Source organism: Pontibacillus litoralis JSM 072002, assembly GCF_000775615.1.
Lineage (GTDB): Bacteria > Bacillota > Bacilli > Bacillales > BH030062 > Pontibacillus > Pontibacillus litoralis.
This window is the reverse complement of record NZ_AVPG01000001.1, coordinates 303562-326631: the sequence shown is the minus strand read 5'-3', so window position 1 is coordinate 326631 and position 23070 is coordinate 303562. Positions and strand designations below refer to the sequence as shown.

Genomic DNA, 23070 nt, shown 5'->3' with positions numbered 1-23070 from the left:
GAGAAAACATGTATGTATCATTAAATTGGTTAAAGCAATATGTAGACGTGCAAGGGTTATCACCAGAAGTATTAGCAGAGAAAATTACGAAATCAGGAATTGAAGTAGAGGGAATTGAATCTTTTGGAACTTATGTGGATCATTTAGTTGTTGGGCATGTTGAGCAATGTGAGCAGCACCCAAATGCGGATAAATTGAATGTATGTCAAGTTAACGTTGGAGAAGAGATGCTGCAAATCGTTTGCGGTGCATCGAACGTTGAAGCAGGACAAAAAGTAGTAGTAGCGAAGCCTGGTGCTGTACTTCCTGGAAACTTTAAAATAAAGAAAGCTAAACTTCGCGGGGAAATATCTTCAGGAATGATTTGTTCTTTGCAGGAACTTGGTGTAGATGCTAAGTATGTTCCAAAAGAGGTTGAAGATGGTATTTTTGTTTTACCAGAGGATTCGGAAGTAGGAGCGGATGCGAATACTTTACTTAATTTAGGTGATGTTATTTTAGAGCTTGGTTTAACACCAAACCGTTCCGACGCATTAAGCATGATCGGGGTAGCGTATGAAGTGGCAGCCATTTTGGATACATCGCTGGAACTCCCAAATGAAGAAGTAACCATTGTGAATGAAAAAGCAGACGATGCGATTTCAGTTGATGTACAATGTCCTGAGTTAACCCCTTATTATGGTGCATTTGTTGTCCGTAATATTCAGGTTGGTCCCTCCCCGTTATGGATGAGAAATTATTTGACTGCATCTGGCATTCGTCCTATTAATAATGTTGTGGATATTACGAATTATATTTTACTTGAGTATGGTCAGCCACTACATGCATTTGACTATGACCGTTTAAATTCTAAACAAATCGTTGTACGCACGGCGAAAGAAGGAGAAGTATTGCGTACATTAGATGATGAAGTTCGAACATTGTCAAGTCAACAACTCGTTATTACAAATGGGGAGAAACCTATAGCTTTGGCTGGTGTAATGGGCGGTGCTGATTCAGAAGTCATCAATGATACAACGACGATTTTATTAGAATCTGCTTACTTCCAGCCGCAAACGGTTCGGACTACTTCGAAACATCATGGCTTACGAAGTGAATCTTCTGCTCGATTTGAAAAAGGTGTAGACCCTGATCGTGTAAAACGAGCAGGTGTAAGAGCTTGTCAGCTATTATCCATGTACGCTGGGGGAGAAGTGTTAGATGGAGTAGTGGAATTTGATCAACTTCAATATGAAGAGAAGGAAGTGACGTTTAGCACTTCTTATATGAATCGTGTACTCGGTACAACTATTTCAAATGAAGAGATTCAAGATATTCTTCGTAAATTAAAATTTGAATACACGTTAGACGGAGAAACGTTTACCGTTACAGTACCAACAAGAAGACAAGATATTACGATTGTAGAAGATATGGTAGAAGAAGTAGCACGTATGTATGGGTATGATAATTTGCCATTGACGTTACCAGAAGGGTCTTCGCAAGCAGGCGGCTTGTCTAGGTACCAATATGTGCGTCGTACCGTTCGTAACTATTTAGAAGGTGCAGGTCTTTCAGAAGCTATAACGTATTCTTTAACAACGGCAGAGCGAGCAAATCTGTTAACACCGGTAGATTTTGCTGAAATGCAGTTGCAGCCAGTTTCTTTAGCTATGCCGATGAGTGAAGAACACAGTCATCTACGTTTAAGCATGTTACCTGAGTTGTTGGCTTCTGCTTCCTACAATGTTGCACGTAAACAACAACAGGTTGCATTATATGAAATTGGTTCTGTCTACGTTTCAGAGGAAAGCACACTAACGAAGCAGCCAGATGAACTCGAACGTCTAGCAGGGGTACTGACCGGAAATTGGTTAACGCATTTATGGCAACAAGAAAAGAAACAAGTGGATTTCTTTGTCGTAAAGGGAATTATGGAAGGATTGTTTGCCACTTTAGATTTAAGCGAACAGGTTTGTTATCGTCCTGCTAAAATACAAGGCATGCATCCTGGACAAACGGCTGAAGTAGTTGTGAATGGATCGGCAATCGGACATTTTGGTCAAGTCCATCCAACATTGCAAAAACAATACGACTTAAAGCAAGCTTTTGTATTTGATTTAAACTTGCAGAAGTTGATCGATCAAGTATCTAGAGAAGAGAATTATACAGCGATCCCACGTTATCCTTCTGTCAGCCGCGATATCGCATTAGTAGTTGATGAAGTGGTTCAAGCTGGTGACCTACAACAAACCATTATGGAAACAGGTCAACCACTTGTGCAGCATGCGATTGTGTTTGATGTGTATCAAGGGGAACATTTACAAGCGGGTAAGAAATCCATCGCGTTCTCTTTGCGTTACTTAGATCCAACTCGAACGCTAACGGATGAAGAAGTGGAAACGGCTCATAATCGTATTTTGGATCAAGTAAAAGAACGCTATCAAGCAGAATTAAGAGGCTAATATGAACCCCAGGCAGCTTATCAGTTTGCCTGGGGTCAACTATTCATAAGGACATTTGCATATGGAAATTAATTTAAGTAATTTACGAATGAAAGATTATTCGTCATAATTGTAATAACGAGCATCTAGAGAGGAAGTGCCAGTGTGAAGAAGATGAGTAAGAAGTTGATGTTGATTACAATTGGATCGTTTTTATTTGCTTTTGGCATCAATTATTTTGCCATTCCGAATAATTTATCCGAAGGCGGTGTCATCGGTATTGCAATTGTGTTATATTATGTTTTTGGGTGGTCAACAGGACTTGTTACATATATATTGAATATCGCTTTAATTTTAATCGGTTACAAATTTTTAGATAAGAAGACGATGGGATACACATTATATGGTATTGCGGCATTATCCTTTTTTTTATGGGCGACTGAAGGGATAGGAAACCCTGTCGTTGATGACTCTTTACTTGCTCCGATATATACAGGAGTATTTGTCGGTGTAGGATTAGGTATAACCTTTCTTTCTGGTGCAACTTCAGGAGGTACACAAATTATATCGAAAATGTTCAATCAATATTTTGGCTGGAGCATGGCGTTATCTATTCTCGTTATTGATTTACTTGTAGTGGGAGCATCTGTGTTTGTTATCGGGCAGAAAAAAGCGTTGTTAACATTAATTTCAATCTACGTTGGAGCTAAAGCGATTGACTATATTGTAGATGGATTACACGTACGCAAAGCTGTGACGATTATTTCTACAGATTCTGAGACCGTTTTAAATAAAATAAATCAGCACTTCACAAGAGGAGTAACAGTATTTAATGCAAAGGGTGGTTACTCGAATCAAAGGAAAGACGTTCTATATGCAGTTGTTCGTTCTCAAGAAACGGTTAAGCTACAAAAGTTAGTCGCCAAAGTGGACCCTGATGCGTTTGTTGTCATTCATGATGTACGCAGTGCATTTGGTGGAGGGTTTAAATAGTTAGGAAGGAGTGTTCACAGAATATGGATCGATTTATAGAAAAGTATGGAGACGTATTACAGCAGCATTTAAGTGAGAAGTGGGAAGGTATAACGGTAACGAACGTATATGAACCGACTGTTACAGACATGGTTAAAGGGTATGTGCAATATAATAGTCGTCCGTTGTTAGCGGTACATTATCGCCAGGCAAAAGCATCAGAACAAGAAGAGCAAGTGGAAGACAAAGAGGTTGAACCTCATTTCGTTCAATACATTACCGATTCTTTTCTACACAAAGAGGTTATAAACGTTCAGGTGGAAAGGAAGTATGGGCAATATTATACTTGTCTTTATGTAGAAGCAGTTGACCAACCGCTGTATGTTCCGTTACATGTGATGGAAGAGCATGTAGATGAAAAAGGGGACCCGGATGGCAAACAAATTCCGAATTGGATAACGAAATTACTTGGTTTAACAGTGCCTGAACCAATCATTCATGAAGAAGTTACAGAACCAACAGAACCTACGGATAAATATTAAAAGTAGACACATGTATCGTTTTCATGTGTCTACTTTTATACGTTAAGGTATTAATTTGTACGCTTTGTCTGTATTAGCGAAGTGGACTTTAGCATAGCGTTTTAGGGCATCGTCACCGTGCGTTTGAATGAGCGTTGCGGCTGCTTGATCCACGTATTTAGAAGCTCCTTTCGGCAGTTCCATTCCGGCTTCTTTGGAAAGGTTGTTCATTTGTTTGACAAAGGCGGATCGGGCAATAATTGATCCTGTTGCTACGGCAATGGAATAGGATTCTGCTTTTGTTAAGAAATACGTATTAGCAGGTAAAGACGCTTTTTCGGATGCTAAGTGGCGCTTGTACACGTCTGGTTGAGCAAATTGGTCGATAATCCACCCTTCTGGCACTGCCTCTAGCTTCGTGCAAAGCTTTTTATAAGCATAATGATGGAGCATCGTTTTCATTTTACCTTGTGACCAACCGCGCTTTTGGAGCACGTTATACTTTTCGTTGCGTAGTACGACTAAAGAGTACGGAATTCCCATTTCCACTATTTTTCGAGCAATTTGCTGAATCTCAGGATCCTTTAAATGCTTCGAGTCACGAACGCCAATCCTCTTTAATGTGTCGATTTGACTTTCTTGAATGTAAGCACATGCAACAGTAATGGGACCGAAATAGTCACCTGTCCCTGCTTCATCAGATCCTGCATGACTTGAGGTAAATAAATGAGGTGACGGTGTGTAACGCGTTGGTGTTGCTTGCTTAGCGGTTGTTTGCTTTACTGCTGTTTTATTTACTTTTCCCCATTTGTTCGCTTCTTGGCTATGATTCGCACCTTGGAATAGCACTTTACCTGAACGATAAGCGGTAATAGAACATCGAGGTAACTTGGCGGCAAAAATAGCTCCTTGGGGCGTCTTTTCTTTCATATACGAAGCGTAATAGCTTTTCATTTGATTCATGTCGCTAGTAGATAATTGTAAAACAGATTGTGACATGTACGTTCTCCTCTTCATAAATGACGTAAAAACGTTGCGAATATATAACGAGATGCAACAAAAGTTCATCCTATTTCTTATTGCACTTCACGTTCCGACATGTTTATGCTTATCATAGCAAATTTGTAGGAAGAGATGAAGGAAGAAGATGAATCCTTTAAAACAAATGATATGCGCTAAATAAAACATAGATGATATGTGTTAAGTTAATTTCATAATCCCCAAAAAAGATGCTCATGCGTCTTGATTGGAACGTAAGGTGGAGACTCTAGTAAAGAGTTTAAGGAACTGCAGGTAGCGAATAGAGGTCCATGCCCGTGGAAAGTTGAAAATCGACGATTAGATTTGTGCTGATTTCAGTAAGGTTATTTGCATTTTGAAATGGATTCGTGTTCATTTCAAAAAGCTAACAATATTGCCATGTCAAGGCGAGAATGCTTTCTTTCTTACTGTTTTTCGTGTTAATATTAACGTTAGTAGTATATAGAGGATGAGGAGGTTTCTTTGTGTCGCAAAATGAGAAAAAAAGAACGACGGTTGAAATACATAATCGTTCCTATACAATTGTAGGAACTGAACCACAGCATCATATTCGTATGGTAGCTAGCTTGGTAGATCAAAAAATGAAAGAAATCCAAGCGGCCAATCCCCGTCTTGACACAACGCAGATCTCTGTTTTAACAGCAATTAATACAATGAATGACTATATAAAATTAAAAGAAGAATGTACACAGTTATCTGAATCAACAAAGAAAGACGAGGAAATGAAATAAAATGATTGATTTACTACTACTAGCACTATTTATTTTAGGTTTTTTCATCGGTTTAAAGCGTGGTTTTATTTTGCAACTTCTTCATATGGTTGGTTTTATCGTCGCATTTTTGTGTGCTGCAATCTATTATGATGTGCTTGCACCTAAGCTAGAATTATGGATACCGTACCCTGAACTACCTGAAGGCGAGCAGTGGGCAATTTTTTTAAACAATGAATCGATAGAAGGGGCTTTTTATAACGCTATAGCCTTTGTCCTTATTTTCTTTGGAGCGAAAATTGTACTTCAAATCATTGCATCTATGTTAGACTTCTTAGCGGATTTACCATTGTTCAATGTGATTAGTAATATATTTGGTGCTGCTCTTGGAGTAATAGAGGTTTATTTCATCGTGTTTATTCTTCTATGTTTAATAGCGTTAATTCCAATCCCAGTTCTACAAAACGCATTAGATGGTTCCATCATTGCACAAATGATTATTGAACACACTCCTGTCTTGTCTAACCAATTAAAGATGCTATGGTTTGAACATGTTGCGGAGCACTTGTAAAACTTCTCTTCGTGGGAAGTTTTTTTCGTGAATAGTACAAAAAGAAAAGTAGGTGTAGACGTGCAAATGGATAAAAAGCAGTTAATCAAAAAATTAGAGCAAATAGCAATATATATGGAATTAAAAGGAGATAATCCTTTTAAAATATCCGCCTATCGAAAAGCAGCTCAAGCATTAGAAAGTGATGATCGCTCGCTAACTGAGATTGATGATGTTACGAAATTAAATGGCATCGGGAAAGGGACAGCGGCCGTTATTCATGAGTTAATAGAAACAGGAGAATCGACTACGTTAAATCAGCTTATTGAGGAAGTACCAGCAGGTTTAGTTCCTTTATTGCAATTACAAGGTTTAGGCGGTAAGAAATTAGCTAAGCTTTATCAAGAATTAGGTATTATAGACGCTGCAACGTTGCAAGCGGCATGTGAACAAGGGAAAGTACAACAATTAAATGGCTTTGGAAAGAAAACAGAAGAGAAAATCTTACAAGCTTTACAATCTGCATCACAGCGACCTGAACGCTTACCAGTTGCTTTCATGCTCCCTATTGCAGAACGTATAGAAGCCTCATTGCGAGCAATGGATGGTATTGACCAGTTTTCAAGAGCGGGTAGCTTAAGAAGAATGAAGGAAACGATGAAAGACCTCGACTTTATTATTGCAACAACGGATATTGAGAAAGTGCGTCATGAGTTATTACAGTTAAATGGTATCAAGGAAATAGTAGCAAAAGGGGATACGAAGGTTTCTATCGTTTTAGACGAAGGTTATGATGTTGGAGTTGATTTTCGACTAGTGAGCTCAGAAGAGTTCGCGACAACGTTACATCATTTTACTGGTTCAAAGGATCATAACGTCGCCATGAGACAGCTAGCTAAGGAACACAAGGAGAAAATTAGCGAGTACGGTGTAGAAAATATGGAAACAGGAGAATTAAAAACGTTTTCTACGGAGCAAGATTTCTTTGCACATTTCGGATTAACGTTCATTCCACCAGAAGTACGTGAAAATAATGGCGAGGTGGAGCGATTTAAGGAAGAAGTTCCATTATTAAAACGAGAGCATATTCGAGGGGATTTGCATATGCACACAGCGTGGAGTGATGGTGCACAATCATTGAAGGAAATGGCAGACCGAGCAATCGAAAAGGGATATGACTATATTGCGATTACAGATCACTCCAAATATTTGCGCGTAGCAAATGGATTAGATGAAACACGACTACGGAAACAGAAGGAAGAAATTGATAAACTAAATGAAACATTTGATTCCTTCCGTATTTTTGCTGGTGTAGAGATGGACATATTGCCTGATGGATCGCTCGACTTTTCAGATGAATTTTTGCAAGAAATGGATTTTGTTATTGCATCCATTCATTCTAGCTTTAGTCAATCGCAAGCTCAAATTATGACACGTCTGAATAGGGCATTAGAATGTCCATACGTTCATTTGATTGCTCATCCTACTGGTCGTTTAATTGGTAGGCGAGAAGGTTATGATGTAGATATAGACGAACTCATTGAAGGGGCTAAACGGACAGGCACAGCTTTAGAACTAAATGCCAATCCGAACCGACTTGATTTATCAACAGAATTCTTAATGAAGGCACAGCAAGAAGGGGTACGTATCGCTATTAATACAGATGCGCACAATTTCTCAATGCTTGAGCATATGGACATAGGAGTACGTTTTGGCCGCAAAGGGTGGTTACGGAAAGAAACGGTGTTAAATACGTGGACGGTAGATGAGGTAGAACAATTTATGAAAGACAAACGTCATCACTAGGCATAAAGGGGAATATGACATGAATAAGCGAATTTATCATGTTTTAGAATATGATAAGATTAAAGAACAATTAACACAATGTACAACTTCTTCTTTAGGAAAAGAGCAAGTAGACCGTTTAAAGCCTTCAACGAATATAGATGTTGTACGTATGTGGCAAAAGGAAACCGATGAAGCAGTTAATGTCCTAAGACTAAAAGGTAACGTTCCTTTAGGTGGTATATTTGATATCAAGCCAATTGTGAAAAGGGCGACGATAGGCGGAATGCTACATCCAGAAGAATTACTTGATGTAGCTAGTACGTTATATGCCAGTAAAGTGATCAAAACGTTTATCGAGGAAATGGAAGAACCGGCATTACCAATATTACGAGAGTTAACGGATCGTATCGTACAGTTAAATGAATTAGAGCGATCAATTAAAAGTTGTATCGACGATTATGGTAATGTCATGGATGGTGCCTCTGATACGTTAAGGACGTTAAGGTCACGTATGAGGTCTTATGAAAGTAGAGTACGTGATAAACTAGAAGGCTGGACAAGGTCTAAAAGTAAAATGCTATCTGATGCTATTATTACGATAAGAAACGATCGTTATGTTCTCCCTGTGAAGCAAGAATATCGCTCAGCGGTGGGCGGGATTGTTCATGATCAGTCCTCATCAGGTGCAACGTTGTTTATAGAACCACAAGCAGTAGTGGAATTAAATAATCAGCTTCAAGAAGCAAAGGCGCAAGAAAAGTATGAAGTGGAACGAATTTTAACCCATTTATCTGAACTTGTTGCTGCAGATGAAGTTTATTTATATGACAATGTTGAAATATTGGGTAAACTCGATTTTATCTTTGCCAAGGCCCATCATTCGAAACGTGTAAAAGGAGCTATGCCAAGGATCAATGATAAAGGGTTTATTAAAATGAAACAAGCACGTCACCCGCTCATTGATGAACAAGAAGTCGTTCCGAATGATGTAGAACTAGGGAGTAATTATGCCGCTATTGTTATTACAGGCCCTAATACAGGTGGTAAAACGGTAACCCTTAAAATGGTCGGGCTTTGTACATTAATGGCCCAATCTGGATTACAAATACCTGCTCAAGATGGCTGTGAACTAAGTGTATTTGAGCACGTCTTCGCAGATATTGGAGATGAACAATCTATAGAGCAATCATTAAGTACGTTTTCTTCCCATATGACGAACATTGTAAACATATTACAACATGTGAATGCCAACTCTTTGGTGTTATTTGATGAATTAGGAGCAGGTACAGATCCTCAAGAAGGTGCTGCTTTGGCAATGTCGATATTAGATAATGTTGTGAATGTAGGGGCAAAGGTGATTGCTACTACTCATTATCCAGAATTAAAAGCGTATGGATATAATCGCAAAGGCGTTATAAATGCTTCTGTAGAATTTGATGTACAAACGTTAAAGCCTACCTATCGTTTATTGATTGGAGTCCCAGGGCGTAGTAATGCATTTGAAATTTCACGTCGGCTAGGATTAAGTGAAGGGATTATTCAAACAGCGAAAGGTCATGTTGGACAAGATTCTGAAAGTGTAGAGCATATGATTGCCTCATTAGAAGCTTCAAGGCGTAATGCTGATCGTGATTATGAAGAGGCAGAAGCACTGTTAGCAGAAGCGGAAGTCCTGCATCAACAACTGCAACATAAATGGGAAGAAATTGAACAAAAGCAACAGCTGCTTTATAAGAAAGCGGAAGAAAAAGCGCAGAAAGCCGTTGATCAGGCGAAGCAAGAAGCAGAAATTATTGTTTCCAATATGCGTAAAATGCAGCATCAAGCAGAATTTAAGGAACATGAATGGATTGAAGCTCGTAAGCAATTAGAAGAAGCGCAACCAACTTTAAGTGAGAAACGAACTACGTCTCAGCCAAAGAAACGTAAAGCAACGCCACAGCTGCAGCAAGGAGATGAAGTGAAAGTAACTTCCTTAGGACAAAACGGCCATATTATAGAGAAAGTAAGCAACAAGGAATATCAAGTACAGCTAGGCATTATGAAAATGAAAGTGAAAGAAGCGGATTTACAATTTATTAAGCGTGAAGAACCCCTTAAAGAAAAACCGATGGCTACGGTGAAGGGCTCCAGTTATCATGTGAAGCCGGAGTTAGATTTACGCGGGGAACGATATGAAGATGCGATACAACGATTAGAGAAGTATATTGACGATGCATTATTAGCAGGGTATCCACAAGTATCAATCATTCATGGAAAAGGAACAGGAGCTTTGCGTAAAGGTGTTGAACAATTTGCTGCTAAACATCGCTCCATCGCTACTTCACGAATTGGTGGCATGAATGAAGGTGGAAGTGGCGTAACCGTATTAGAACTGCGTTAAATGAATAAAGGAGAGGTTACATGAATTTTTGGGAAAATCCCTTTATAGAAACGGCAGCTAGTTATAGTGTAGTAGTGTTATGCGGAGTAGTTTGTTTAGCCATATTTGAAATTGTAACGAGCTATGAGAATTGGGAAGAAATTAAGAATGGGAATCTTTCCGTTGCAATGGCTACTGGAGGAAAGATATTTGGAATTGCTAACATTTTTCGTTTCTCCATCATGCATAATGATTCTTTACTACTTATGATGGCTTGGGGATTTAGTGGCTTCATCTTAATGTTAACGGGGTATTATATTTTTGAATTTTTGACACCAAGTTTTCGCATTGATAATGAAATAAAACAAGACAACCGCGCTGTTGGTTTTATTTCATTAGTTATATCGGTCGGTTTGTCCTTCGTTATCGGTGCGAATATTGGATAAAAGGGAGGCACTGTGTTGGAGACGTTATCCAAAGTATTAGCAGTCGTTGCAGTGATTTTTGCATTGTTTGGCGTCATGTATATGATTTTATTTGCCTAGCAATATGCCCTCTTTACTAGTGTGAAGGGGGCGTTCTTAATGGGTTTAAAGCCCCATGTACATAAATACTAGCTAGTGAATGAATTCACAATTTATACCACCTCTTAGGAGAATCTATTAGTACGAGAGCAATAGTGATTAAGCATTTAGTATATTTGTCGCATTTACGCGAATGGTGAAAGTACGACATAATAAAATAATTAGATGTTATGTAATCACTTGAACTTCACTATAAATGGTTATAAAAAAGGAGAAAGAAAGAATGGAAGAGTGTCAAATTAAAATCGTCATCCCGTTGTCAAAAAAGGACTATAAAAAAGGAGTTGGCGAACAAGTTTCAGCGACTGTGATGCGGTCGATTCTTAGAGATATTATCAAAGGTGTTACAGGTAAAAGTTATTTTTGTCAGATAAACCAATCCTCCATTTTCTTTCCTGACTTAACTAGAGGTGTCGTCGTCCCCATTGAGTTGAATGGAAAAAAAACCCCCATTGTTCCTTATCATCATGTAGCACACTTAGAAAGTTTAATCCATCAACTAAAATAAAATACGCATTACATTGTGTTACTAATAATCGCCTTATTTTAGAAGTTATCTTCTTTAAAAGGCGTTTTTTACAAAAAAAACCTTTTAAAATATCTAAAAATTTAAAATAATAATTCAATTATACGTGCATTGTAGGTATAATAATAGTAAGTATAGGTGAAGGAGGGTATGAAAAATGGGATATGTAGAAGAAAAGCCTTGGTTGCAGCATTATCCTAAACAAGTTCCAACATCACTTACGTATGAAGAGAAGCCTTTACAAAACTATTTGCAGGAAAGTGCTAAGCAGTATAAAAAACACAAAGCCATTTATTTTATGGGAAAAGAGATGCGATTCGATGAATTGTATGGAGAAGCTACCTTACTTGCAAGTTATATACAATCATTAGGAATCAATAAAGGGGATCGCGTAGCAATTATGCTTCCAAACACCCCTCAGGCGGTCATTGGCTATTATGCAGTTCTAATGACAGGTGGAATTGTCGTACAAACAAACCCATTATACAAGGAAAGAGAACTAGAGTATCAAATGAAAGACTCTGGAGCGAAAGTTATTCTTTGCTTAGATTTGCTTTATCCACGTGTTATGAATGTAAAAGAAAATACCGAGTTAGAACATGTTATTGTAACAGGCATTAAAGATTATTTGCCATTTCCGAAAAATATAATTTATCCATTCATTCAAAAGAGACAACAACAAATAGTGGTTGATGTAGAGCATAATGGGCATACGCACATTTGGCAGGAAATAATGAAAGAAGCGACTGGCATCATTAATCCTGTTGAAATAAACGTAAAAGAAGACATTGCTTTGCTGCAGTACACCGGTGGTACGACCGGTTTCCCGAAAGGGGTTATGCTCACGCATTATAATTTGGTGTCCAATACACAAATGTGTCAAGCATGGTTATATAAAGCAAGAAAAGGCGAAGAAAGCATGCTAGGTGTACTCCCTTTCTTTCATGTTTACGGTATGACAACGATTATGAATTTTTCTGTTATGGTCGGGGCTAAAATGATTTTATTACCGAAATTTGAAGTGAAAGATGTACTGAAAACGATAGATAAGCAACACCCAACTCTATTCCCTGGTGCACCAACGATTTATATCGCACTTTTGAATCATCCTGAGTTGCATAAATACGACCTATCTTCCATTGAAGCTTGTATAAGCGGGTCTGCGCCTTTACCGGTAGAAATACAGGAAAAGTTTGAACAACTCACAAATGGTAAGCTGGTAGAAGGGTATGGGTTAACAGAAACATCTCCTGTCACACATTCTAATTTTGTTTGGGAGAAGCGAGTGGGAGGAAGCATCGGAGTTCCTTGGCCTGATACAAATGCTAAAATAGTGAGCGCAGATTCGAATGAGGAAGTAGAAATTGGATCCATTGGAGAGATTGCAGTATCTGGTCCACAAGTCATGAAAGGGTATTGGAATAGACCAGAGGATACGGCAGAAGTATTACGAGATGGGTGGTTTCGTACAGGGGACCTTGGGTACATGGATGAGCAGGGATTCTTTTACGTCATCGATCGTAAGAAGGATATGATTATTGCTGGTGGTTTTAACATCTATCCACGAGAAATAGAAGAAGTATTATATGAACATGATGCAATACAAGAAGTTGTTGTTGCAGGTGTCCCAGATAAATACCGAGGTGAAACAGTAAAAGCTTACGTTGTCGTCAAACAAGATCAAATTGTAACAGAAGAAGAACTAAATGAATATTGCCGGAGCCATTTGGCCGCCTTTAAAGTGCCACGCATTTATGAATTTAGAGAAGAATTGCCGAAAACAGCAGTCGGTAAAATTTTACGAAGAGCACTAGTCGATGAAGAAAAGGCGAAGCATGGAGAGGGACACAAAGAAACCATATAAAAAGTGCATTACTTCTTTTTATGTGAAATAGGACAAGTCATTTTCTGAATATTGACAGAATAAACTCAATTGTGTACAATGAAACTGAATGATTATTCATTCAGTTTCTGATAGGTTTAGGTAAAAAGGAGATACAAATGAAAAAGAGTAAACCGAAATATAAACAAATAATAGACGCAGCAGTAGAAGTAATAGCGGAAAATGGGTATCATGCTTCCCAAGTATCCAAAATTGCTAAAAAAGCAGGTGTCGCAGATGGGACCATTTATATCTATTTCAAAAATAAAGAAGATGTATTAATTTCCCTTTTTGAAGATAAAATGGGGCTTTTAATTGAAAAAATACAGGAAGATATACGTTTGAAATCGAATGTAGAAGATAAATTATTTTCATTCATTCATATGCACTTCCACCAGCTAGCCCAAGATCACCATTTAGCGATTGTAACACAGCTCGAATTAAGGCAATCAAACAAACAACTTCGGTTAAGAATTAATAATATTTTAAAGCCATACTTAGAAATAATCGATCAAATTGTTCAACAAGGAATACAGGAAGGCGTGATAGATGAAAATATTGACTCAAGGTTAGTACGCCAAATGGTGTTTGGAACGTTAGATGAAACCGTTACGAATTGGGTTATGAAGGAACAAAAATACGATTTAGTAAAACAAGCTTACGGTGTTCATTCCCTTTTAATCAATGGGTTAATGAACAAAGAGAAATAATATGTAGGAGGGGATGCAAGTATGGACTATCTTCAATTAGAATGGAAAGAACAAGTGGCACTTATAACGATTCAAAGTCCGCCCGCTAATGCGTTAGCGTCTTACATTTTAAAGGACTTAGCTAAAGCGTTAGATGAAATAGAGAAAAAAGGCGCAAAAGCTGTCGTATTAAAAGGAGAAGGACGATTCTTTTCGGCAGGTGCTGATATTAAAGAATTCACTTCTCTACAGAAGCAATCCGAATATAGCAATCTAGCAAAACAAGGTCAGGATATTTTTAACCGAATTGAAACGTTTCATGTCCCTGTTATAGCTGCTATTCATGGGGCAGCATTAGGCGGAGGACTGGAGCTTGCAATGTCTTGTCATTTAAGAATTGTGACAGAAAAAGCGAAATTAGGTTTACCTGAATTAAATTTAGGAATTATCCCTGGTTTTGCAGGTACTCAACGGCTACCTAGATATGTAGGTCAGGCAAAAGCATATGAAATGATTTTAACTGGTGAGCCTATTAGTGGGTCAGAAGCAGCTGCTGTTGGTTTAGCAAATCATGCGGTAGCAGAGGAACAATTAGAAGATTTCACGATGAGTTTAGCGCATAAAATTAGTGAGAAGAGTGGTCCGTCCATACATGCTGTTATGGGATTAGTACCGTATTCTTATACATCCAATTTTGAAAGCGGTTTAAAAGCTGAACAAGAGGCATTTGGTCAAGTGTTCGGGAATGAAGATGCGAAAGAGGGCGTCCAAGCCTTTATTGATAAAAGAAAGCCACAATTCAACGATCAATAAACCAAGGGGGTAATGAAATGAATATTTACGTTCTATTAAAGCGGACATTCGACACAGAGGAGAAAATTGTTATTGACAACAATCGTATCGATGAAGAAGGTGCGGAATTTATTATTAATCCGTACGATGAGTATGCAGTAGAAGAAGCGATTCAGCTCCGAGATGAACATGGTGGAGAAGTGACGGTGGTAACTATTGGAGGAGAAGAGGCCGAAAAGCAATTGCGAACAGCTCTAGCAATGGGGGCAGATAAGTCTGTATTGATTAATACGGAAGATGATGTAGAAGAAGGAGATCAATATACTACTGTAAAAATTTTAGAGGCATTTTTTGATGATAAAGAAGCAGACCTTATTTTAGCTGGAAATGTAGCGATTGATGAAGCGAGTGGTCAAGTTGGCCCACGATTAGCTGAACGTCTAAACCTTCCTTACGTCACAACCATTACAGATATTAAAATAGCTGGGGAAACAGTCCACATAGAACGTGATGTAGAGGGCGATGTGGAGAAGGTAGACGCATCACTACCATTACTCGTAACGTGTCAACAAGGGTTAAATGAGCCGCGTTATCCATCTTTGCCAGGTATTATGAAGGCGAAGAAGAAACCTCTAGAAGAACTTGAATTAGATGACCTTGATCTAGATGAAGAGGATGTGGAAATGAAAACGAAAACATTAGAAATCTTCCTGCCAGCTGAAAAAGAAGCGGGGAAAGTTTTAGAAGGAGAACTAGATGACCAAGTAAAAGAGTTAGTATCTTTATTACGCGACGAAGCGAAAGTATTGTAATTTATTTACTAAGGAGAAAGGGGAATCTTTATGAGTCAGAAAATGCTTGTTATTGGAGAAGCGCGTGACGGTGCATTACGTAATGTAACATTTGAGGCAATTGCTGCGGCTAGGAAGATCAGTCCGAATGGAGAAGTTGTAGGGATTTTATGTGGTTCTGATGATGTATCAAACCTTGGCAAAGAAATGATTTATTACGGTGCTGATCGAGTGTGCACAGTGCAGCACGATGCATTAGCTACGTATACTTCTGATGGTTATGGTCAAGCTGTCCTTTCCGTAATAGAGGAGGAATCTCCTGACGGCATCGTAATGGGGCATACAGCCATTGGTAAAGACCTCACACCGAAACTTGCTAGTAAATTGGAAAGTGGTCTAATTTCCGATGCAGTGGCTGTCGATCACGTTGGGGAAAATGTAGTATTTACAAGACCGATATATTCTGGAAAAGCATTCGAGAAGAAAATGATTGCAGACGGTCTGCTGTTTGCTACTATACGCCCGAATAACATGAAGCCGTTACAACGTGATGATAGTAGAAGTGGTGATGTACAATCAAAGCAAGTAGATATTAAAGATGTAAGAACGATTATTAAAGATGTCCTTCGTAAGTCTACAGAAGGAGTGGATTTGTCAGAAGCGAACATCGTTGTAGCTGGTGGTCGTGGAGTGAAAAGTGCTGAAGGTTTTGAACCATTACAACAATTAGCAGATGTGTTAGGTGCTGCAGTCGGTGCTTCCCGCGGGGCATGTGATGCTGAATACTGCGATTACTCATTACAAATTGGTCAAACAGGTAAAGTTGTAACACCTGATTTATACATTGCTTGTGGCATTTCAGGCGCTATTCAACATTTAGCAGGTATGTCTAATTCTAAAGTCATTGTTGCGATTAACAAAGACCCAGAAGCGAACATTTTTAATGTAGCGGATTATGGTATTGTTGGAGATTTATTTGACGTTGTTCCTAAATTAATTGAGGAATTTAAGCAATTGAAAATCAATGCCTAACATGTTTAGCACTGAGACGAGAGGCGGTTACGGTCTGTTTCAGTGCTCTTTATGTATAGTACATAAACAAGATACAAATAAATAACATGCATGACCAAAATATAAACAGATTGTTAGCTTAACCGATGGGAAAATGTTATACTTTGAAAAGTTATTTTATAACTATAATGATTTCAATTATTGGAGGAGGAATTCCTAAATGGCTATTGTAAATGCAACAGATCAAAACTTTAAACAAGAAACAGGCGAAGGTTTAGTATTAGCGGATTTTTGGGCACCATGGTGTGGACCTTGTAAAATGATCGCTCCTGTTCTTGAAGAATTAGATGCAGAAATGGGCGACAAAGTGAAAGTAGTTAAATTGGATGTAGATGAAAACCAAGAAACAGCAGGAAACTTCGGTGTGATGAGTATCCCTACTTTACTTTTATTCAAAGACGGCCAAGTAGTGGATCAAGTTGTTGGTTTCCAACCTAAAGAAGCACTTGTTGAATTCGTAAACAAGCACGCGTAACTTAGATGAAAGAACAGTCTGGCCAAGCTAGACTGTTTTTTCATTCGCGCGAGTATGTGTGGAGAGTGATAGAGCAATGCAAGAGCATATTAGAGAGAAACTTGCGGTATTACCAGCCCAGCCTGGTTGCTATATGTATAAAGACAAATATGGGACAATCATATATGTTGGTAAATCCAAAGCTTTAAAAAACAGAGTGCGCTCCTATTTTACTGGTGCTCATGATGCAAAAACAACACGCCTCGTAAGGGAAATTGAGGATTTTGAATATATTGTAACCTCCTCTGAATTAGAAGCATTAATATTAGAAATGAACCTCATTAAGAAGTATGACCCGAAATACAACGTTTTGCTAAAAGATGATAAAACATATCCGTACTTGAAAATAACTGCTGAACGCCACCCTCGTTTAATTGTTACAAGAAACATTAAAAAGGATAAGGGAAAGTACTTTGGTCCATACCCGAATGTCATAGCAGCAAGAGAAACGAAGCGTTTGCTAGACCGAATATACCCATTGCGTAAATGCAATACCATGCCAGATCGAGTGTGCTTGTATTATCATATGCATCAATGCTTAGGTCCTTGTCAATACGATGTAGCTGATGAGCAAAACCAAGCAATCGTTGAAGAAATTTCTCGTTTTTTAAACGGTGGGCATAAAGAAATTAAGGATACGCTTAAAGAGAAAATGTACCAAGCATCTGAACAAATGGATTTCGAGCGAGCCAAGGAATTTCGTGATCAAATACAACACATTGATTCTGTAATGGAACAGCAAAAAATGATATTGAATGATCAAGTGAACAGAGATATATTCGGCTACTCATACAACAAAGGTTGGATGTGTGTACAAGTGTTTTTTGTTCGTCAAGGAAAGTTAATGGAACGTGACGTATCGATTTTCCCATTTTTTGATAACGCTGAAGAAACATTTGTTAGCTTCATTGGTAGATTTTACATGCATCAAAACCACCCTAAACCAAAGCAAGTGCTCGTTCCAGTTGGTATTGATACTGAGATGTTGAAACAGTTGTTAGAAATCGATGTTCATGTACCGATGCGTGGAAGAAAGAAAGAATTGGTGAAATTAGCTTATAAAAATGCGAAAATTGCTCTTGAGGAGAAGTTTACACTTATTGAACAAAATGAAGAGCGAACAATAAAAGCTGTAGAAAAGCTTGGAGAAACGTTGCATATTGAGACGCCACATCGAATTGAAGCATTTGATAACTCTAATATTCAAGGAACCGATCCTGTGTCAGCGATGGTCGTATTTATAGATGGACGTCCGAATAAAAAAGAGTACCGTAAATTTAAAATTCGAGATGTAGAAGGACCAGATGATTATGAAACGATGCGCGAGGTTGTGCGAAGAAGGTATAAACGTGTCATCAAAGAACAATTGCCTTTGCCAGATTTAATTATGATTGATGGTGGGAAAGGGCAAATGAGTGCAGCTCAGGACGTGTTAGAAAATGAATTAGGATTAGATATCCCTTTATGCGGCTTGGCGAAGGATGATAAACATAGAACGAGCGAGCTCTTATACGGCTTTCCTCCTGCAGTAGTGGATGTGGATCGCCAATCGCCTGAATTTTATTTAATCCAGCGCATTCAAGATGAGGTACACCGTTTTGCCATTACATTTCATCGTCAGTTACGTGGAAAAAGTGTGATTCACTCTCAGCTTGATGATATACCAGGGGTTGGTCAGAAACGGAGACGATTATTATTAAAACATTTTTCATCGCTTGAGAATATTAGAAAAGCGGAAATATCGGATTTAACGAAACTAGGTATTCCAATCCAGGTAGCTGAAGCAATACATCGCCATTTAAACATCCAAACAAAGCGAGAAAATGAATAAAAGCTATCCAACTCGTAAGGATAGCTTTTATTTGTAAGGTATTACAGTGTTACTACATGGAACTGAACATGTTTTTTTCTTTTATTCGTTTCGTAGGCACATTCTGCTTCTATTTCATTTAACAGTGCAACTTGCTGCGCTAGAAAACCAGCTTCCAACTTGTAGCAATAGGGTTGCTTGTAAGAAAGGCGGGCTTCTGTAATAGCGCCGGATAATTGAAAATGATATTCTTTCTTTTTTTGTTTCTCTACGATTAAATCGCCCCATCCCATTAGGTCAAAGAAAGGTGTTAGTTCTTCAATGGATTGGCAAGGATAAGTACGAGCTAAATTTTTCCCCATTATATATAGGATTGTCTCTGCTTCTTTTCCTAGCATGTCCGCTAATAATTCAGAGCGTAAAACCTCATGGCTAATAGAAGTGGAGGGAATGTTTTGATATCGATGTATCAATTGTTCGGTAGAAGTACTCATTGTGTTCATCCTCTCTATATCTACTATAATATTATTACAGTCTAATAGGGGATTTCGCAATGGTTATAGAATAGAAAATGACATAAATGAATGTAAATATGTTACTATTAAAGAAAATATGCACTAGGAAACTAGAATGGTGAAGGTATGTGATAAAAGAGCACGATTCCTTGACGCTTCTACATGATAGCAGTACAATATACGTGTTACAAATTGTACTTATTGACAGACAAGTGACAAAAAAAGAAGTATTTTTATTTTTTCTGTCTCGGTAAAGCGCTTTATTGTCTGAAGAGTGCGTATTGTTTGATGATTCTTTATATCTTTGAGGGGGGTAAACGTCACAAATGGCAACAAATCGAGAGTTTTTCTTTCGCCGATTACATTCATTGTTAGGAGTCATTCCAGTTGGAATCTTTTTAATCCAACACTTAGTGGTAAACCATTTTGCGACACGTGGGCCAGAAGCTTTTAATAGTGCGGCTCATTTTATGGAGAGTCTTCCATTTAGAATCGTACTTGAACTATTTATTATTTTCATTCCATTGTACTTCCACGCTATTTACGGAGTGTACATTGCTTTTACAGCAAAGAACAACGTGTCGCGTTATGGGTATTTCCGTAACTGGATGTTCTACCTACAACGTATATCAGGAATTGTAACACTTATTTTCGTAACTTGGCACGTTTGGGAAACGAGAATTCAAGTAGCATTAGGAAATGTAGAAGTGAGCTATGATTTAATGGCTGATATATTTAGTAACCCATTTATGATTGCTTTTTATATGATTGGGGTTATCTCTACAACTTTCCACTTTGCAAACGGATTGTGGTCTTTCGGTGTTAGCTGGGGTATAACAATGACTCCACGCTCACAGAGAGTATCTACATATGTTACTTTAGGAGTGTTTTTGGCTTTAAGTTATGTAGGAATAGCGGCTATTTTCGCTTTTGTATAATCTAAGCTAGTGTATTGGAGTAAGTAGATTGAACAGTCTTAAAGGGAGTGAGTAGTTAACAATGAGTAAAGAAAACATCGTAGTGGTGGGCGGAGGCCTTGCCGGTTTGATGGCAACCATTAAAGCTGCTGAAGCAGGAGTGCATGTGGATTTATTATCGCTTGTACCAGTGAAGCGTTCTCACTCTGTATGTGCACAAGGTGGAATTAACGGAGCTGTTAATACGAAAGGGGAAGGGGATTCTCCTTGGGAACACTTTGATGATACAGTATATGGTGGAGACTTTCTAGCTAACCAACCACCAGTTAAAGCAATGTGTGAGGCTGCACCAAGTATTATTCATATGCTTGATCGAATGGGAGTTATGTTTAACAGAACTCCAGAAGGTTTACTAGATTTTCGCCGTTTTGGAGGTACGCAACACCACCGTACGGCATTTGCGGGTGCAACAACTGGACAGCAATTGTTGTATGCTTTAGACGAGCAAGTACGTCGTCATGAAGTAGCAGGCCTTGTTACGAAATATGAAGGTTGGGAACTGCTTTCTGCAATTGTAGATGAAGATGGTGTTGGACGAGGCGTTGTCGCTCAGAACTTAAATAGCCATGAAATAAAAGCATTTAAAGCAGATGCGACAATTTTTGCGACAGGCGGACCGGGAATTATTTTTGGTAAATCAACGAACTCTGTAATTAACACAGGTTCAGCTGCCGCAGCGTTATATAAACAAGGTGCAGTGTATGCAAATGGGGAATTTATTCAAATTCATCCGACAGCTATTCCTGGTGATGATAAGTTACGTTTAATGAGTGAATCAGCTCGAGGTGAAGGTGGACGAGTATGGACGTATAGAGATGGGGAGCCGTGGTACTTCTTAGAGGAGAAATATCCTGCATACGGCAATCTTGTACCTCGTGATATAGCCACTCGTGAAATATTTGACGTATGTGTACGACAAAAGCTCGGTATTAATGGCGAGAATATGGTTTACTTAGATCTTTCTCATAAAGATCCGAAAGAACTAGATGTCAAATTGGGAGGAATCATTGAGATTTATGAGAAATTTGTTGGCGATGATCCTCGAAAAGTGCCAATGAAGATTTTCCCAGCTGTCCATTATTCGATGGGTGGTTTATATGTGGATTATAATCAAATGACTAATATTCCTGGTATATTTGCAGCTGGTGAATGTGATTATTCACAACACGGTGGAAATCGTTTAGGCGCAAACTCTTTACTTTCAGCTATATACGGTGGAATGGTAGCGGGACCTAAAGCTGTAGAGTATTTGCAAGGCGTTGAAAACAATGCAGAAGATATGCCTGAGAAACTATTTGACGATAAAGTGAAGGAAGAGCAAGAGAAGTTTGATGCGATTTTGAATATGAACGGAACGGAAAATGCGTATCAAATTCATAAAGAGCTTGGGGAGTGGATGACGAACAATGTTACGGTTGTTCGTGATAACGCAAACTTGCTAGAAACAGATAAGAAGATTCAAGAGTTACAAGAACGTTTTAAAGATATTAATATTAACGATACCACTCGTTGGAGTAACCAAGGTGCTATGTTTGTTCGTCAATTAGACAATATGTTAGACCTTGCTCGCGTTATAACGCTAGGTGCATACAATCGTAATGAAAGTCGTGGTGCGCACTACAAACCAGAGTTTCCTGAGCGAAATGATGAGGAATGGTTAAAGACAACGATGGCATCTTATGATCCTGTTCAAAAAGCCCCAGTATTTAAATACGAGGATGTAGATGTTTCTTTAATTAAGCCAAGGAAACGTGACTACTCCAAAAGTAAAGGGGGTAAAAAATAATGAGTGATTCTAAAAAAATTACACTTATTATTACACGACAAGATAATCCAGAATCGAATCCGTATGAAGAGACGTTTCACATTCCGTATCGCACGAATATGAATGTTATCTCAGCGTTAATGGAAATTCGTCGTAACCCTGTTAATGCTAATGGAGAAAAAACGACCCCAGTATATTGGGATATGGGGTGTTTAGAAGAAGTATGTGGTGCTTGTTCTATGGTGATTAATGGTAAGCCTCGTCAATCTTGTACAGCTTTAATTGATAAACTAGAACAACCAGTACGATTAGCGCCAATGACTACATTTCCTGTAGTTCGTGACTTAGCAGTTGATCGTAGTCGCATGTTTGACGCTTTAAAGAAAGTGAAGGCATGGGTCCCGATTGATGGAACGCACGATTTAGGTCCAGGACCAAAGATGGCAGAAAATAAACGCCAATGGGCATATGAGTTATCTAAGTGTATGACTTGTGGTGTTTGTTTAGAAGCTTGTCCTAATGTAAATAGTAAATCAAGCTTTATTGGACCAGCTCCGCTATCTCAAGTGCGCCTGTTCAATTCACATCCGACAGGTGCTATGAATAAAAACGAACGATTAGAAGCGTTAATGGGGGAAGGTGGACTTTCAGAGTGTGGTAATTCACAAAACTGTGTTCAGTCCTGTCCAAAGGGCATTCCATTAACGACGTCTATTGCATCATTAAATAGAGAAACAGCAATCCACTCTTTCAAAAAATTCTTCGGAAGTGATTACGAAGTTTAATTGCA

General features: G+C 38.5%; 21 protein-coding genes. 19 read left to right on the top strand and 2 right to left on the bottom strand.

Annotation, left to right across the window (positions count from 1 at the left end):
- The first annotated feature begins 8 nt into the window (after window positions 1-8).
- From pheT to N784_RS01625, 3 genes are all read left to right on the top strand, one after another.
- Window positions 9-2441, top strand: coding sequence for a phenylalanine--tRNA ligase subunit beta (gene pheT / locus N784_RS01635; protein ID WP_036831343.1), 2433 nt, complete (start codon window positions 9-11; stop codon window positions 2439-2441).
- A 153-nt stretch (window positions 2442-2594) separates the two neighbouring features.
- Window positions 2595-3413 (top strand): YitT family protein, encoded by an 819-nt coding sequence (locus tag N784_RS01630; RefSeq protein ID WP_036831710.1) that lies wholly within the window; start codon window positions 2595-2597, stop codon window positions 3411-3413.
- A 23-nt stretch (window positions 3414-3436) separates the two neighbouring features.
- On the top strand, window positions 3437-3934 hold the full coding sequence (locus N784_RS01625; RefSeq protein ID WP_036831340.1) for a hypothetical protein: 498 nt from the start codon (window positions 3437-3439) through the stop codon (window positions 3932-3934).
- Between the two features lie 42 nt (window positions 3935-3976).
- Here the strand turns inward: N784_RS01625 and rnhC are convergent, their stop codons facing one another.
- Window positions 3977-4912 (bottom strand): ribonuclease HIII, encoded by a 936-nt coding sequence (gene rnhC, locus N784_RS01620; RefSeq protein ID WP_036831337.1) that lies wholly within the window; start codon window positions 4910-4912, stop codon window positions 3977-3979.
- A gap of 506 nt (window positions 4913-5418) precedes the next feature.
- Here rnhC and zapA point away from each other — a divergent pair.
- The 13 genes from zapA (at window position 5419) to uvrC (ending at window position 19044) form a co-directional block, all read left to right on the top strand.
- A complete protein-coding gene (gene zapA / locus N784_RS01615; RefSeq protein ID WP_036831336.1) occupies window positions 5419-5685 on the top strand; it encodes a cell division protein ZapA in 267 nt (88 codons plus the stop codon).
- A 1-nt stretch (window position 5686) separates the two neighbouring features.
- On the top strand, window positions 5687-6235 hold the full coding sequence (locus tag N784_RS01610; RefSeq protein WP_036831335.1) for a CvpA family protein: 549 nt from the start codon (window positions 5687-5689) through the stop codon (window positions 6233-6235).
- A 66-nt stretch (window positions 6236-6301) separates the two neighbouring features.
- Window positions 6302-8020 (top strand): DNA polymerase/3'-5' exonuclease PolX, encoded by a 1719-nt coding sequence (polX, locus tag N784_RS01605; protein WP_036831708.1) that lies wholly within the window; start codon window positions 6302-6304, stop codon window positions 8018-8020.
- Between the two features lie 19 nt (window positions 8021-8039).
- The gene (locus N784_RS01600) at window positions 8040-10385 is read left to right on the top strand and encodes an endonuclease MutS2 (RefSeq protein WP_036831333.1); all 2346 of its coding nucleotides are present in this window, start codon (window positions 8040-8042) and stop codon (window positions 10383-10385) included.
- A gap of 20 nt (window positions 10386-10405) precedes the next feature.
- On the top strand, window positions 10406-10810 hold the full coding sequence (locus tag N784_RS01595) for a DUF350 domain-containing protein (RefSeq protein ID WP_036831332.1): 405 nt from the start codon (window positions 10406-10408) through the stop codon (window positions 10808-10810).
- A 361-nt stretch (window positions 10811-11171) separates the two neighbouring features.
- Window positions 11172-11456, top strand: coding sequence for a hypothetical protein (locus N784_RS01590; RefSeq protein WP_036831330.1), 285 nt, complete (start codon window positions 11172-11174; stop codon window positions 11454-11456).
- Window positions 11457-11631: 175 nt separating this feature from the next.
- Entirely contained in the window at window positions 11632-13338 is a 1707-nt protein-coding gene (locus N784_RS01585; protein WP_036831328.1) for an AMP-binding protein, read from the top strand.
- Between the two features lie 137 nt (window positions 13339-13475).
- Window positions 13476-14066: a TetR/AcrR family transcriptional regulator gene (locus tag N784_RS01580; RefSeq protein ID WP_036831324.1), complete on the top strand. Its 591-nt coding sequence runs from the start codon at window positions 13476-13478 to the stop codon at window positions 14064-14066.
- A gap of 21 nt (window positions 14067-14087) precedes the next feature.
- Window positions 14088-14858 carry an enoyl-CoA hydratase gene (locus tag N784_RS01575; RefSeq protein ID WP_036831319.1) on the top strand — a complete coding sequence of 257 codons (771 nt, stop codon included), beginning with the start codon at window positions 14088-14090 and terminating at the stop codon, window positions 14856-14858.
- A 17-nt stretch (window positions 14859-14875) separates the two neighbouring features.
- On the top strand, window positions 14876-15649 hold the full coding sequence (locus N784_RS01570) for an electron transfer flavoprotein subunit beta/FixA family protein (protein WP_036831318.1): 774 nt from the start codon (window positions 14876-14878) through the stop codon (window positions 15647-15649).
- A 30-nt stretch (window positions 15650-15679) separates the two neighbouring features.
- Window positions 15680-16660 carry an electron transfer flavoprotein subunit alpha/FixB family protein gene (locus N784_RS01565; protein ID WP_036831317.1) on the top strand — a complete coding sequence of 327 codons (981 nt, stop codon included), beginning with the start codon at window positions 15680-15682 and terminating at the stop codon, window positions 16658-16660.
- 199 nt (window positions 16661-16859) lie between these two features.
- Window positions 16860-17174, top strand: a complete 315-nt coding sequence (gene trxA / locus N784_RS01560; protein ID WP_036831312.1) for a thioredoxin — start codon at window positions 16860-16862, stop codon at window positions 17172-17174.
- Window positions 17175-17250: 76 nt separating this feature from the next.
- Window positions 17251-19044: an excinuclease ABC subunit UvrC gene (gene uvrC, locus N784_RS01555; protein WP_036831310.1), complete on the top strand. Its 1794-nt coding sequence runs from the start codon at window positions 17251-17253 to the stop codon at window positions 19042-19044.
- A 41-nt stretch (window positions 19045-19085) separates the two neighbouring features.
- Here the strand turns inward: uvrC and N784_RS01550 are convergent, their stop codons facing one another.
- Window positions 19086-19517, bottom strand: coding sequence for a YslB family protein (locus tag N784_RS01550; protein ID WP_052127076.1), 432 nt, complete (start codon window positions 19515-19517; stop codon window positions 19086-19088).
- A 347-nt stretch (window positions 19518-19864) separates the two neighbouring features.
- Between N784_RS01550 and N784_RS01545 the strand changes: the two genes are divergently transcribed.
- The 3 genes from N784_RS01545 (at window position 19865) to sdhB (ending at window position 23065) form a co-directional block, all read left to right on the top strand.
- Window positions 19865-20476, top strand: a complete 612-nt coding sequence (locus N784_RS01545; RefSeq protein ID WP_036831309.1) for a succinate dehydrogenase cytochrome b558 subunit — start codon at window positions 19865-19867, stop codon at window positions 20474-20476.
- Window positions 20477-20537: 61 nt separating this feature from the next.
- On the top strand, window positions 20538-22301 hold the full coding sequence (gene sdhA / locus N784_RS01540; RefSeq protein ID WP_036831308.1) for a succinate dehydrogenase flavoprotein subunit: 1764 nt from the start codon (window positions 20538-20540) through the stop codon (window positions 22299-22301).
- On the top strand, window positions 22301-23065 hold the full coding sequence (gene sdhB / locus N784_RS01535) for a succinate dehydrogenase iron-sulfur subunit (protein ID WP_036831305.1): 765 nt from the start codon (window positions 22301-22303) through the stop codon (window positions 23063-23065). The genes sdhA and sdhB overlap by 1 nt, the downstream gene beginning before the upstream one ends.
- Window positions 23066-23070 lie beyond the last annotated feature (5 nt).